The sequence below is a fragment of the Frateuria defendens genome (assembly GCF_001182895.1).
In the GTDB taxonomy this organism is placed as follows: Bacteria; Pseudomonadota; Gammaproteobacteria; order Xanthomonadales; family Rhodanobacteraceae; genus Frateuria_B; species Frateuria_B defendens.
The window spans coordinates 21,593-34,947 of the sequence record NZ_LFQR01000068.1; the positions used below are offsets into that span (position 1 = coordinate 21,593).

At 70.5% G+C, this 13,355-nt stretch carries 13 protein-coding genes; 9 read left to right on the top strand and 4 right to left on the bottom strand.

The window, feature by feature from the left end:
• The first annotated feature begins 17 nt into the window (after window positions 1-17).
• From ACH65_RS10835 to ACH65_RS10860, 6 genes are all read left to right on the top strand, one after another.
• Window positions 18-362, top strand: coding sequence for a hypothetical protein (locus ACH65_RS10835; RefSeq protein ID WP_049622609.1), 345 nt, complete (start codon window positions 18-20; stop codon window positions 360-362).
• 102 nt (window positions 363-464) lie between these two features.
• The gene (locus tag ACH65_RS10840; RefSeq protein ID WP_049622610.1) at window positions 465-1,502 is read left to right on the top strand and encodes an agmatine deiminase family protein; all 1,038 of its coding nucleotides are present in this window, start codon (window positions 465-467) and stop codon (window positions 1,500-1,502) included.
• A 320-nt stretch (window positions 1,503-1,822) separates the two neighbouring features.
• Window positions 1,823-2,713: a carbon-nitrogen hydrolase gene (locus ACH65_RS10845; RefSeq protein WP_049622611.1), complete on the top strand. Its 891-nt coding sequence runs from the start codon at window positions 1,823-1,825 to the stop codon at window positions 2,711-2,713.
• Between the two features lie 97 nt (window positions 2,714-2,810).
• Window positions 2,811-4,043, top strand: a complete 1,233-nt coding sequence (locus ACH65_RS10850; protein WP_049622612.1) for a TraB/GumN family protein — start codon at window positions 2,811-2,813, stop codon at window positions 4,041-4,043.
• A 107-nt stretch (window positions 4,044-4,150) separates the two neighbouring features.
• On the top strand, window positions 4,151-4,474 hold the full coding sequence (locus ACH65_RS10855; protein ID WP_049622613.1) for a c-type cytochrome: 324 nt from the start codon (window positions 4,151-4,153) through the stop codon (window positions 4,472-4,474).
• Between the two features lie 18 nt (window positions 4,475-4,492).
• On the top strand, window positions 4,493-4,846 hold the full coding sequence (locus tag ACH65_RS10860; RefSeq protein WP_049622614.1) for a c-type cytochrome: 354 nt from the start codon (window positions 4,493-4,495) through the stop codon (window positions 4,844-4,846).
• A gap of 68 nt (window positions 4,847-4,914) precedes the next feature.
• Here ACH65_RS10860 and ACH65_RS10865 read toward each other — a convergent pair whose 3' ends face one another.
• The gene (locus ACH65_RS10865) at window positions 4,915-5,523 is read right to left on the bottom strand and encodes an NfuA family Fe-S biogenesis protein (protein ID WP_049622615.1); all 609 of its coding nucleotides are present in this window, start codon (window positions 5,521-5,523) and stop codon (window positions 4,915-4,917) included.
• 148 nt (window positions 5,524-5,671) lie between these two features.
• On the opposite strand from ACH65_RS10865, the gene ACH65_RS10870 reads away from it, so the two are divergent.
• Window positions 5,672-6,013 carry a 4a-hydroxytetrahydrobiopterin dehydratase gene (locus ACH65_RS10870; protein ID WP_049622616.1) on the top strand — a complete coding sequence of 114 codons (342 nt, stop codon included), beginning with the start codon at window positions 5,672-5,674 and terminating at the stop codon, window positions 6,011-6,013.
• Window positions 6,014-6,030: 17 nt separating this feature from the next.
• Entirely contained in the window at window positions 6,031-7,539 is a 1,509-nt protein-coding gene (locus ACH65_RS10875) for a CPBP family glutamic-type intramembrane protease (protein WP_049622617.1), read from the top strand.
• Window positions 7,540-7,551: 12 nt separating this feature from the next.
• Here the strand turns inward: ACH65_RS10875 and ACH65_RS10880 are convergent, their stop codons facing one another.
• Window positions 7,552-8,499: an RluA family pseudouridine synthase gene (locus tag ACH65_RS10880; RefSeq protein ID WP_082190262.1), complete on the bottom strand. Its 948-nt coding sequence runs from the start codon at window positions 8,497-8,499 to the stop codon at window positions 7,552-7,554.
• A 336-nt stretch (window positions 8,500-8,835) separates the two neighbouring features.
• Between ACH65_RS10880 and ACH65_RS10885 the strand changes: the two genes are divergently transcribed.
• Complete coding sequence (locus ACH65_RS10885; protein WP_049622618.1) at window positions 8,836-11,865, top strand: Rne/Rng family ribonuclease; 3,030 nt, start codon at window positions 8,836-8,838, stop codon at window positions 11,863-11,865.
• A 72-nt stretch (window positions 11,866-11,937) separates the two neighbouring features.
• Here the strand turns inward: ACH65_RS10885 and ACH65_RS10890 are convergent, their stop codons facing one another.
• Together ACH65_RS10890 and ACH65_RS19840 are read right to left on the bottom strand one after the other, a co-directional pair.
• Window positions 11,938-12,591 (bottom strand): response regulator, encoded by a 654-nt coding sequence (locus ACH65_RS10890; RefSeq protein ID WP_049622619.1) that lies wholly within the window; start codon window positions 12,589-12,591, stop codon window positions 11,938-11,940.
• Between the two features lie 236 nt (window positions 12,592-12,827).
• Window positions 12,828-13,268 carry a hypothetical protein gene (locus tag ACH65_RS19840; protein ID WP_153242561.1) on the bottom strand — a complete coding sequence of 147 codons (441 nt, stop codon included), beginning with the start codon at window positions 13,266-13,268 and terminating at the stop codon, window positions 12,828-12,830.
• Window positions 13,269-13,355 lie beyond the last annotated feature (87 nt).

Here is a 13,355-nt window from a genome sequence, read left to right on the forward strand (position 1 = left end):
AGGGGGAGAGCCAAGCCATGAACACCTTCGTACGCAGCCTGCCGGCGCTCGCCCTGCTGGCCGCCGCCGGCCTCGCCGCGCCGCCGGCCGCCCGCGCCGGCGACGGTCTGCTGATCCAGCGCGTGCAGCAGGAGCGCGGCCTCAACCTGCCCGCCCGCGGCCTCAGCATGGCCCAGGTCGAGCAGCGCTACGGCACGCCGCAGCGCAAGCTCTCCCCGCGCGGCGGCGACAGCCGCAGGCACCCGCCGATCAACCGCTGGGAATACCCGACCTTCATCGTGTACTTCGAGCACAGCCACGTGATCCACGCCGTGCTCAACACGCCGGCCGGCAACAACACCCACCCTGCTACGGTGAACTGAGCCCGGCCGCCGGCGCGGGCGCGGCAGCGGGCCCACTCGTCGTACACTTGGCGTCTTTGCGCCCGCCCTGGCGGCGCCTCCGACGCACGAGTGAGACACCCCATGACCGACGACTCCACCCTGCGCCTGCCGGCCGAATGGGAACCGCAGGCCGCGGTGCTGATCGCCTGGCCGCACGCCGGCACCGACTGGGCCGAGCGCCTGGCCGAGGTCGAGACCACCTACGTGGCGCTGGCCGCCGCGGTGACGCGCTTCCAGCCGCTGATCGTGGTCGCCGCGGACGCCGCCGTGCGCGGTCATGCCGAGGCGCTGCTGCGCGAAGCGGGCGCCGACCTCGCCCGCATCCGCTTCGTCGAGCTGCCCTACGACGACACCTGGCTGCGCGACTCCGGCCCGATCACGCTCAAGGACGCCGCCGGCCGCTTCCAGCTCACCGACTTCCGCTTCACCGGCTGGGGCGGCAAGTTCGGCGCCGAGCAGGACGATGCGCTGGTGACCGGCCTGGTCGAGGCCGGCGTGTTCGGCACCGCCGCGCACAAGCGCATCGACTGGGCGCTGGAAGGCGGCGGCATCGAGAGCGACGGCGAGGGCACCATCCTCACCACCTGGAAGTGCCTGGCCCAGCGCCATCCCGAGCAGTCGCGCGAGGCCATGACCGCGATACTGCGCGAGGGCCTGCACGCCGGGCGCGTGCTGTGGCTGGACCACGGCTACCTCGAAGGCGACGACACCGACGCCCACATCGACACCCTGGCCCGCTTCGCGCCCGGCGACGCCATCGTGTTTCAGGCCTGCGACGACGCCGGCGACACGCACCACGCCGAACTGCAGGCGATGGCCGCCGAGCTGGCCGCGCTGCGCACGGCGGATGGACGTCCGTATGCCCTGCACCCGCTGCCCTGGGCCCGGCCGGTGATCGACGAGGGCCGCCGTCTCGCCGCCTCGTACGCGAACTACCTGATCGTCAACGGCGCGGTGCTGCTGCCGGCCTACGGCGATGCGGCGGACGACGAAGCCGCGCGCGTCATCGCCGCCGCGCATCCGGGGCGCGAGGTGGTGCAGGTGCCCTGCCGCCCGCTGATCTGGCAGAACGGCAGCCTGCACTGCATCACCATGCAGCTGCCGGCGGGGCTGGCCTGATCTGCGGCGCTGGCCGGACCGCGAGGACCGCTTCTCGATTTCCCGGTAGCCCGGGGGTTACCCATGAAGCCGGACGATGGTGCGCCGCCCGTGACCAAGTGGCACACGCGGCCCTCCGCGGCGCACGCCGACGCCACGCCGGCGTGCGCCGTGGCGACAACGACGCACCCCGTGGCGAAGCGCTTGTGTGCGGGCCCGCCGGCCGCCATATCACGAGGCCTGGCCTCTCCGGCGCAGGCCCTCGCCGCACGCGATGATCCCGCTGCCGCCAGGACACCGCCTGCTACCATGAACGCCATCCCTTGCAAGACCCGACGCCCATGACCCGCAAGACCCTCAAGGTCGCCCTGCTGCAGGAAACCCACCGCGGCAGCCGCGACGCCAACCTCGACGCCATCGAAGCCGGCCTGCGCGAAGCCGCCGCAGCCGGCGCCGAGCTGGTGCTGCTGCAGGAACTGCACAACGGCCCCTACTTCTGCCAGCACGAGTCGGTGGACGAGTTCGACCTCGCCGAGGCCATCCCCGGCCCGAGCACCGAGCGCCTCGGCAAGCTGGCCGAGGAACTCAAGCTCGTGGTGGTCGCCTCGCTGTTCGAGAAGCGCGCCACCGGGCTCTACCACAACACCGCCGTGGTGTTCGACCGCTCGGCCGCGATCGCGGGCAAGTACCGCAAGATGCACATCCCGGACGATCCGGCGTTCTACGAGAAGTTCTACTTCACGCCCGGCGACCTCGGCTTCGATCCCATCGACACCTCGGTGGGCCGCCTCGGCGTGCTGGTGTGCTGGGACCAGTGGTACCCGGAGGCCGCGCGCCTGATGGCGCTGGCCGGCGCGGATCTCCTGCTCTATCCCACCGCCATCGGCTGGGATCCGAACGACGCGCAGGAGGAGAAGGACCGCCAGCGCGAGGCCTGGGTGACCGTGCAGCGCGGCCACGCGGTGGCCAACGGCCTGCCACTGCTGGCCTGCAACCGCACCGGCTACGAGGCCGACCCGTCCAACGTCGGCAGCGGCATCCAGTTCTGGGGCACCAGCTTCGTGGCCGGCCCGCAGGGCGAGTTCCTGGCCCGCGCCGGCACCGATGCGCGCGAACTGCTGCTGGCCGAGATCGACATGGCGCGCAGCGAGCACGTGCGGCGCATCTGGCCGTTCCTGCGCGACCGCCGCATCGACGCCTACCACGACCTGCTCAAGCGTTTCCGCGATTGAGGCGTGACGGCAGGCACACTGGCCCGCCTGCCTTGCGCTTGCATCGCCTGCGGGGCAACCCCATGCAACTTTTCATATCCATCCCGATGAGCGCCGCATGAGCCTGCCCGATCTCGCCGACATCCAGCCCGACGTGCTCCGCGAGCAGCCGCTCGAACGCATCGAGCGCGACGGGGTGGAATACGTCGTGCTCGGCACCGCGCACGTGTCGCGGGCCAGCGTGGAGGCGGTCGAGGCGCTGCTGGCGCGCGAGCCTTTCGATGCCGTGGCGGTGGAGCTGTGCCCGAGCCGCGCGCAGGCCATGCGCGATCCCGACGCACTGCGCCAGACCGACCTGTTCCAGGTGATCCGCCAGGGCAAGGTCGGCATGGTGGCGGCGAGCCTGGTGCTGTCCTCCTTCCAGCAGCGCCTGGCGGCGCAGTACGGCATCCAGCCCGGCGCCGAGATGAAGGCGGCGATGGACGGCGCCGAGCGGCGCGGCCTGCCGGTGTGGCTGGTCGACCGCGAGGTCGGCACCACGCTACGCCGCGCCTGGCGCAGCGTGGGCTTCTGGCAGCGCTTCGGCCTGCTCGGCGGCCTGCTGGCCAGCGTGTTCGAGCGCGAGGCGGTGGAGGAGGCGGAGATCGAGAAGCTCAAGCAGGGCGACCTGCTCGAGAGCGCCTTCAGCGAATTCGCCAACGGCTCGCAGCCGCTCTACCGCAGCCTGATCGCCGAGCGCGACGCCTACATGGCCGCGCGCCTGCGCGAGGACGCCGCGCGCACGACGACCGTAGCGAAGCGCCGCGTGCTGGTGGTGATCGGCGCCGGCCACCTCAAGGGGCTGGTCGAGCACCTGCACACCCAGCAGGACGACCCGGCCGCGACCACCGCCGAGCTGGCGCAGGATCCGCCCAAGGCGCGCTGGCCCAAGTGGGTGGCGCTGGGCCTGGTGCTGCTGGTGTTCGGCGCCATCGCGCTGGCCTTCCATCGCAACACCGCGCTGGGCGCCCAGGCGCTGCGCGACTGGGTGCTGTTCACCGGCGGCTTCGCCGTGCTGGGCGGCCTGATCGCCGGCGCGCACCCCTTGAGCCTGCTGGCCGCCTTCGTGGCGGCGCCGATCAAGCCGTTCCGCCCCGGCATTCCCTCCGGCGGCATCAGCGCGATGGCCGAGGCCTGGGTGCGCAAGCCGCGCGTGGCCGACTTCGAGCGGCTGCGCGACGACGTCTCGCACTGGAGCGGCTGGTGGAAGAACCGCGTGGCGCGCACCCTGCTCAACTTCCTGCTGGTGAGCCTGGGCACCATCGTGGGCGAATACAGCGCCGGCATCCACATCCTCAAGAGCCTGTTCTAAAGAACGCGCGCGGCGCGGGCCGGCCGCTGTTGTTCCGGCTCGAATCCCGCCCCTATACTGCGCGAGCTTTGCGTCCCGTATCGAACCTGAGCGTGGGGAGCATCTCGATGGCACGACTGCAATGGCTGGGCCTGATCGCCGCCGCAGCGCTGGCCGTGGCCGGCGGGGCGCATGCCGAGGGCGACAAGGCGGCGGGGCGCAAGCTGGTCTACACCTGCAACGGCTGCCACGGCGTGGTCGGCTACGAGAACGTCTACCCGAGCTACCCGGTGCCCAAGATCGCCGGGCAGAACGCGCAGTACATCACCGCCGCCCTGCACGGCTACAAGACCGGCGAGCGCAAGCACCCGACCATGAACGCCCAGGCGGAGAGCCTGTCCGACAAGGACATCGCCGACATCGCCGCCTACCTTTCCAGCATCGCCAAGTAAGCCGCGAGGACTTCCGCGATGAAACGAGCGCTACCCCTGCTTTCGTGCGGCGCCGCGCTGGCGCTGGCGGCCGCCCCGCTGTTCGCCGCCGGCGACATCGAGAACGGCAAGACCAAGGCGGCCGCCTGCTTCGCCTGCCACGGCGCCGACGGCAACGCGGTCGATCCGCAGTACCCGCGGTTGGCCGGCCAGTACAACCTGTACCTGCAGCAGACGCTGCACGAATACAAGGACGGCCGCCGCGCCAACCCGATCATGAAGGGCTTCGCCGCCTCGCTGTCCGACCAGGACATCGAGGACGTGGCCGCCTACTTCGCCAGCCTGCCGGGCAAGGTCGACACCTTGCACGGGCATGTCCAGGGCGACAAATAGGCCCACTCGCCGGCCTTGATGCGCGAAGGCCCGCCTCGACGGCGGGCCTTCGCGTTTCCGGAGGCGCCTCAGCTCAGCGCCGAATGCCCTTCCTTGCGGCTGTAGTAGGGTTGGGTGCCGCCGGCATGGTCGGTGGCGTCGCGCACCGCGGTGATCTCCGGCACGCGCTCGCGCAGCGTCCGCTCCACACCCTGCTTGAGCGTCACGTCCACCATGCCGCAGCCGTGGCAGCCGCCGCCGAACTGCAGCACCACCACGCCCTCGGCATCGACCTCGAGCAGGCTGATGCGCCCGCCATGGGAGGCCAGCCGGGGATTGATCTCGGCATCGAGCACATAGCGCACGCGCTCGATCATGCCGGCCTCCGCGGCGGGCATCTCGCCCTTGATCTTCGGCGCGCGGATGTTGAGCTGGCCGCCCGTCGCGTTGGGCTCGAAGTCGATCTGGGCGCCGTCGAGCCACGGCGCGCTGGCGCCCTCGACGTGGAACTCGAAGCCCTCGCACTCGATCGTCCACTCGCTGCCGTCGAGCTCGGCCGGCTCGCAGAACTCGAGCTCGCAGTTGGCCGCGGGCGTGCCGGCGTGCGTGACGCGCAGGCGGATGCCCAGCCCGTCGATGCCCTGTTGTGTGAGCAGGCGGCGGAAGTGCTGCTGCGCCCGTTCGGAAATCTCGATCATGCTGTGACCTTTGCCGGAAGCTGCCCCGCCGTCGGTGTCGGGGCGATACAGCACCATTTTAGTCCTCTTTCATCGGCCGCGCTGGCTTTGACATTTCCGCGGCCAGCTTCGACGCTTCGCCTTCTTTACCGATCCCGTGGAGCCACCCATGAGCCCGCCTTCCCTCGCCTCCCAGCATTGCCAGCCGCGCAAGGGCAAGGAACACGCCCTGGATGCGGCCAGGATCGACGAACTGCTGCAGCAGCTGCCCGGCTGGCAGCTCGCCGTCGACGGCAAGGCCATCGTGAAGAATTTCCGCTTTTCCGACTTCCACCACACGCTGGGCTTCATCAACGCCGTCGGCTTCATGGCCAATCGCGAAGACCACCATCCGGACCTTAAGGCCGGCTACGGGCATTGCCGGCTGGCGTGGTCGACGCACGACGTCGGCGGGCTCTCGCTCAACGATTTCATCTGCGCGGCGCGCGTCGAGGCCCTGCTCGCGCGTTGACGGTGACGTTTCCTTTTTTGCGCCGCCTGGCGCCGGTCGCCGGCCTGGCCCTGGCGCTCGTCCTCGCCCTGCTGGCCCTGCGCGTGGGGGCCGCCCGCCTCACGGCGGCACACCTGCTGGCCGAAGCCGGGCAGGAGCTGGCGCAGCTGCAAGCCGGCCAGCCGCTCTGGCAATGGCAACCGCGGCAGCCCGACGACTTCGTCGCGGGCCGGGCCTTCGGCCAGGCGAAGCTGGTCCGCGACGCGGGCGGCATCCGCGCCGTCAGCCTGGACGGCTCGCCGTTCGAATTGGGCCTGCCGATCGCGCAAGGCCTGGACCTTGCCCATTGGCCGTGGCTCGACCTCGACATGGTGGCCGAGACACCGGCTGCGCTCGAGCTGATCTGGCAAGCCGGCAGCACGGAGCCGCCCTGCCTCGCCGCCGTGGGCCCGTTGCGGCCGGGAACCGCGCGGCAGAGGATCGACCTGCGCCGGTTGGCCTGGCGGTCCGCCGACGGCGACTGCGCGCTGCCCCCCCATGCCTGGATGCTGCGCCTGCGCCTCACGCTGCCGCCCGGTCGCAGCCTGCGCCTGCTGGCGGCGGCCTTGCACGCCGACAGCGCGGCGCTAGGGCCAGCCGTGGGCACGACGGACGGCATCAGCGTGCCGCCCGGTCTGCCGACAGGCCTGGCCCGGATCGACCTGGCCGCGACCACCGGCCACTTGCCCGCCGTGCCGTTGTTCCGCCTGCCCGCGGGAGCGTCGGCCGAAGACCAGCTCGCCCTGCGTGACCGCGCCCGCCTTTACCGGCCGGCCGCGCTGGTCGCTCCGGCCGACGCAGCCATTCATCCCCAAGCGGAAGCGCGCGCCGCCGGCTGGCCGGCGTGGACGGTCTGCGCCGCCTACCTGCTCGCGCTGCTGGCACTCGCCCGATGGAAACCGGCCGGGGCGCCCGGCACCTGGCTCGAAATCCTCGCCATCGCCGCCGGCGCGCTCTGGCTGATCGCCGGCCTGCAATGGGGGGGCCATCCAGCCCCACCTGCCACCATGGCTTTCGTCGCTGCGTTGCTGTACGCGGCCTGGGCCGAGTGGCGTCGGCGCCCGCGGGATTGGCACGGGTCGGCGCCGTGGCCGGCCTGGGCCTGGTCGTTGGCGCTGGTGCCGGCCGCCCTGGCGCTGGTCGGCCTGTGGGGGCACGCCTTCGTCCCGGTGCCGGCCCGCCACGCGCTGACCTATCTCGGCTGGGCCGCGCTGCAGCAGTGGCTGCTGCTGGCGGTGCTGATGCGGCGGCTGGAATCCGTCCTGCCCCGGCCGTCCTGGGCGATCGTGCCGACCGCCGTGCTGTTCGCCCTGCTGCATACGCCCAACGGCATGCTGATGCAGCTCTGCCTGGTCGCCGAGCTGTGGTGGGCCTGGGGCTTCCGGCGCTGGCCCGGCCTGCTGCCGGTGGCCATGGCGCACGCTGCGTGCGCCCTGCTGGTCGAGTCCGGGCTGGCGGGCTCGGCGCTGTTGCGCTCGATGGAAGTCAGTGCGCGCTTTTTCCTCTAGAATTTTCCTTTTCTAAACAAGCGTATCCAGGAAGTTCTTCAAGTCGTCCGGCATTGGCGCGGAGAAGGCGTAGACGCGCCCGTCCAGCTCGAACCCCATGTGCGAGGCGTGCAGGAACAGCCGCTGCAGGCCCAATGCCTTGAAGCGCTTGTTGGCCTCGCGGTCGCCGTACTTGGGGTCGCCGGCCAGCGGGTGGCCGATGTGCGCGGCATGGACGCGGATCTGGTGGGTACGCCCCGTGCCCAGCGTGGCCTGCATCAGGCGGGCCCCGGGGTACTGCTCCATCTCGCGAAAAAAAGTGAGCGATGGCTTGCCCTTATCGGACACTCTTACCATGCGTTCTCCGCCCTGGAGCACGGATTTCTCCAGCGGCGCGTTGACGTCGAAGCGCGCCTTGGGCGGATGGCCGACCATCAGACACAGGTACTGCTTGGTGACCTGCCCGGCCCGGATCGCCGCCTGCAGCCCGGTCAGCCCGGCACGGGTGCGGGCGAACACCAGCACGCCGCTGGTGTCGCGGTCGAGGCGGTGGACCAGTTCCAGATGCTCGCTCGGCCGGGCCGCGCGCAGCAGCTCGATCGCGCCGTGGCTCACCCCGCTGCCGCCGTGGCTGGCGATGCCGGCCGGCTTGTCGATCACCAGGAAGTGCTTGTCCTCGAAGATCACCGCCTCGGCCACCTGGGCCACCAGCCCCGACGCCGGCCCCTGCTCGGCCGGCCGCTCGGCCACCCGCACCGGCGGGATGCGCAGCATATCGCCGGCCGCGAGACGGGTGTCCGGCTTGGCGCGCTTGCCGTTCACCCGCACCTGCCCGGTGCGCAGCAGCCGGTAGATCATGCTCTTGGGCACCCCCTTGAGCAGGGTCACCAGGGCATTGTCGATGCGCTGGCCGTCCCGCTCCGGGCCGATCTCGAGTTGACGCACCCCGTGAGGTTGGTCGGGGGAAGTTGCGGTCCGCATTGAAAAAAACCTGATGAGAGGAGATACTCGACGGGCGCTACGCCCGACCTTCGCAGCCTGCTGTGGATCCGGGCGCCCGACCGTGACGCCGGCGAGGATTGCGCCGGTGGCCTTTCCCGGCAGCCGGTCGCTGCTCCCTTTCATCGTAACGGTTCGGGTTGCCGCTTGTCCGGTGCTTAAGACGGCGCGGACGCCGGTTGCAGCGCATGCCACGAATCACCGTGCATCGGGAACGATGCCGTTTTTGCCGCTTCACCGCAGCGGCGCGATCCCCGGCAGGCCGCCCCTTTAGGCGCCACCGCGGCGCGCGACGCGCGGCCAAGCCGAGGACCTACAATGAAACGCATGTTGATCAACGCAACTCAGCGTGAAGAGTTGCGTGTGGCTATCGTCGATGGCCAGTCCCTCTACGATCTCGACATCGAGATCCCCTCCCGCGAACAGAAGAAGGCCAACATCTACAAGGGCCGGATCACCCGCGTCGAACCGTCCCTGGAAGCCTGCTTCGTCGACTACGGTGCCGAGCGTCACGGCTTCCTGCCGCTGAAGGAAATCGCCCGCGAGTACTTCATGCCGGGCACCGACCCGAACAAGGCCGGCATCCGCGAGCTGCTCAAGGAAGGCCTGGAAGTGGTCGTGCAGGTGGAGAAGGAGGAGCGCGGCAACAAGGGCGCCGCACTCACCACCTACATCAGCCTGGCCGGCCGCTACATGGTGCTGATGCCCAACAACCCGAAGGCCGGCGGCGTCTCGCGCCGGATCGAGGGCGAGGACCGCGCCGCGCTCAAGGAGGCGCTCGAGCACCTCAACGTGCCCGAGGAAATGGGCCTGATCGTGCGCACCGCCGGCATGGGCCGCGACGCCGAAGAGCTGCAGTGGGACCTCGACTATCTGCTGCAGCTGTGGAAGGCCATCTCCCAGGCCGCCGAGGCCAAGAAGGCGCCGTTCCTGATCTACCAGGAATCGAAGCTCTTCATCCGCGCCCTGCGCGACTACCTGCGCAACGACATCGGCGAGATCCTGATCGACGAGGAGTCGCTCTACAACGACGCCCGCGAGTTCGTGCAGCAGGTGATGCCCAACGCCCTGCGCAAGCTCAAGCTGTACAAGGACGACACCCCGCTGTTCTCGCGCTTCCAGATCGAGACCCAGATCGAGAGCGCGTTCGACCGCCAGGTGCGCCTGCCTTCCGGCGGCTCGATCGTGATCGACCCGACCGAGGCGCTGACCTCGATCGACATCAACTCGGCCAAGGCCACCAAGGGCAGCGACATCGAGGAAACCGCCTTCAACACCAACTGCGAGGCGGCCGTGGAGATCGCCCGCCAGTTGCGCATCCGCGACGCCGGCGGCCTGATCGTGATCGACTTCATCGACATGGAAAGCACGCGCCACCAGCGCGAGGTCGAGGAGAAGCTCAAGGAGGCGCTGAAGCTCGACCGCGCCCGCGTGCAGGTGGGCCGCATCTCGCGCTTCGGCCTGCTGGAGATGTCGCGCCAGCGCCTGCGCCCCTCGCTGGGCGAGGCCACCCAGATCGTGTGTCCGCGCTGCGACGGCCACGGCCACATCCGCAGCGTGGAATCGCTGGCGCTGTCGACCCTGCGCCTGGTCGAAGAGCACGCGATGAAGGACAACACCGGCCAGGTGCTGGTGCAGGCGCCGCCGACGGTGGCCAACTACCTGCTCAACGAGAAGCGCGCCAGCGTGGTCGAGATCGAGATGCGCCACAAGGCGCACGTGGTGATCGTGGCCGACCGCAAGCTGCAGACGCCGCACATCGAGATCCAGCGCATCCGCGAGGCGGACATGGGCGAGCACAGCAAGCCCAGCTACGAGCGCCTCACCGCGGTGGAAGCCACGCCGGTGCCGAAGATGGGCCAGCTGCTGGGCAGCGGCGAGCAGCCGGCCGTCAGCGGCATCGTGCCGGCCACGCCGGCGCCGGTGCGCGTGGAAGCGCCCGCTCCGGCGCCCGCGCCCAGCCTCGCTCCCGCTCCTGCGCGCCAGCCGGCCACGGCTGCGGCCGCGCCGACCGCACAGGGCAATATCCTGTCGCGCCTGTTCGGCTGGTTCCGTGGCCAGCCGACCGCGGCACCGACCCAGTCCCGCCCCAAGGCCGAGCCGGCCGTGGCGCAGCCGCGCCAGCCGCGCCGCGACGAGCGTCCACGCGGCGGCCAGCAGGCGTCCGGCGGCAAGCCGCAGCGCCGTGAACAGCAGCAGCCTTCGGCGAAGAGCGGCAGCCAGCAGCAGGGCGCGCAGCGTGGCGGCAACCGCCAGCGCGGCAACGAGCAGGCTCGGCCGGCGCCGAGCCCCGCCAAGGCCGAGCGCCAGGCGCCGCAGCAGCCGGCCAAGCCCGTGCGGGAACCCATCGCGCCGGGCGTGCCGGCCGAGCCCAAGCCGGCCGCCAAGCAGGAACCGCGTCCGCCGCGCGCGGCGCAGCCCGAACGTCCGCCGGTGGCAGTCGCCCCGGTCGAGGCGGCCGCGGCCGTCGAGGAAACAGTGAAGCTGCCGGCGGACATCGCCGCCGAGCAGGCGCCGAACGCCGAAGCCAAGACGGAAGGCGAAGGCAACGCCACGCGCCGTCGCCGCGGCCGTCGCGGCGGCCGCCGTCGTCGCCGCCACGATGAGGGCGTCGCCGCCGACACTCCCCTGAGCAACGAGCGCCTGGAAGAGCTGGACGACGAGGAGCACGACGGCGGTGACGCGCGGCCTTCGGACGAAGCCCGCACCGAAGCCGCCCCGGCGCCTGTCGCCGCCTCCGTTGCCCCGGCGCCCAAGGCCGAGGCGGCGCACGCCGCCGTCGAGCCCAAGCCGGTGGCCGAGGAACATCCCGTCGTGATGGAAGCCGCGCCGGCGCCCGGCGCCTTCAATCTGCCGCCGCTGCCGCCCATCCCGGCACAGTCGGAACCGACCGACCAGGTCAAGGCGACAGTGGCCGCCGTCGAGATCGCCGCTAGCGTGGAGATCGCGGACGTCGTGACGGAAGCCGTGGCCGCCCCGGTCTCGGCGCCTGCCGCCATCGCGGAAACCAAGGTGGTGGAAGTGTCCGCGCCTTCTGAGCCGGAGCCGCTCGCGAGCCAGCCCGCCGTCGCCGAAGCCGCTGTCGAACCGGCTGCTGCCGAGCCGGCTCTCGAGCCGCAGTCGCTGCCGCTGATTGCCGAGGTCGCACCGCTGGAGGCCGACGAGCCCGCCAAGACGGCTGAAGCCGAAAAGGCGGTTGAAAGCGAAGCGGTCGTGGTGCCCGTCACGGCGGCGCCCGTGGTGAACCTGCCCACCCAGGGCGACCTGCTGGCGCACGCGCCGGTGCCGGCTGCCCAGGACGAGGAGGAAGAGCCCAAGCGTCCGGCACGGGATTCCGGCCAGGCCTGACGTCCAGCCGCCGCCACAACGAAAAAAGCCGGACATCCGTCCGGCTTTTTTCGTGCGCGAGGCGCGGCGCGGTCAGCCGCTCAACTGCGGGTTCGGCGCGTCGATCAGGCCGTGCACGTTCATCAGGTGGGCCAGCCCGATCACGTGCTCCACCTGCAGCTTCTCCATCAGGCGCTGCTTGTAGGTGGACACCGTCTTGGGGCTCAGGCTGAGCTGCTCGCCGATGGTGGTCAGCGGCTTGCCGCGCACCAGCATCATCGCCACCTCCAGCTCGCGGCTGGACAGCATGTCGAACGGCGAACTGGTGCCGTCGAGCGTGGCCAGCGCCAGCTGCTGCGCCACCGCCGGCGCCAGGTAGCGCCGCCCGGCGGCCACCTGCCTCACCGCCGCGACCAGCTCCGTCGCCGAGCAGCCCTTGGTCAGGTAGCCGAGCGCGCCGGCGTCGAGCAGGCGCTTGGGGAAGCGCGCGTCGTCCACCACCGTGACCACCACCACGTTCGTGTCCATCTTGGCGCGGCACACGCGCTCGGTCAGCTCGATGCCGCTCATGCCGGGCATGTGCACGTCCACCAGCGCGATGTGCGGCGACAGCATGCGGATGAGCCGCAACCCCTCCTCCGCCGTGCCGGCCTCGCCGCGGATGCGGATATCCGGCTGCTGCTGCAGGATCATCCTGAAGCCGGTGCGCACCAGCTCGTGGTCGTCCACCAACACGACGTCGATCATTGCCCTGCCCTCCCTGGGTCGAAGGGCACAAATTACGCGGCGACCGGCGGGCAATGCAAGCCAAATAGGGGCGTTCGTCTTGAGCCGGATGCGACCCGGCTCAAGGCATGGGAAGGCCGGGCAAACCGCCGTGGCATCCGATCGGGCAGCGCCGACCTGCGCATCGGATTCGCCTGACGCGGCCGCGCACGGCTCGCGTGGCCTGCGCCTTTAAGACGCAAGCTGCGCCATGGCACTCAATCGTCGTCCGACACACCGCTCGACATGGCCGATCCCTTCACCCGGCGCGCCACCTCGCGCAGCTGGAGCACCCCGCTTGCATGGCGCAGCAACTGGCCCCTCAACAGTTCGTTCTCCAGCCTGAACCGGTCCCGCTCCATCCGGGTCTCGACCAGTTCGGCAAGCAGCTGAGCGGCAGTACGCTCCGTCGGCATGGCATCCTCCTTGAGATATTCGCCGGCATTCATCCGTAACGCGCCGGCCGCAGCCCTTCCCCAGCGAGTTCCGGCCGCTGCCGGCACGCACTCCTGCCCCGCGCAAAGTCCGGACACAAAAGAACCCGCATGGCGCGGGTTCTTTTGGTTTGGTTCCGGAAAGCCGGAACCCTTGATTGGTGCAAGGGGATGCCCGATAAAAAAGTCAATTTGTTGAATAGTAGGAAATTTATCGAGCTGCACTGGTCGTTCATGCCCAAATTCTTGCCCAAAACCAATCGATTACCCTTGAATCGCCGTCCCCCTCCCTTCCCAATGCTCTCAACTTAA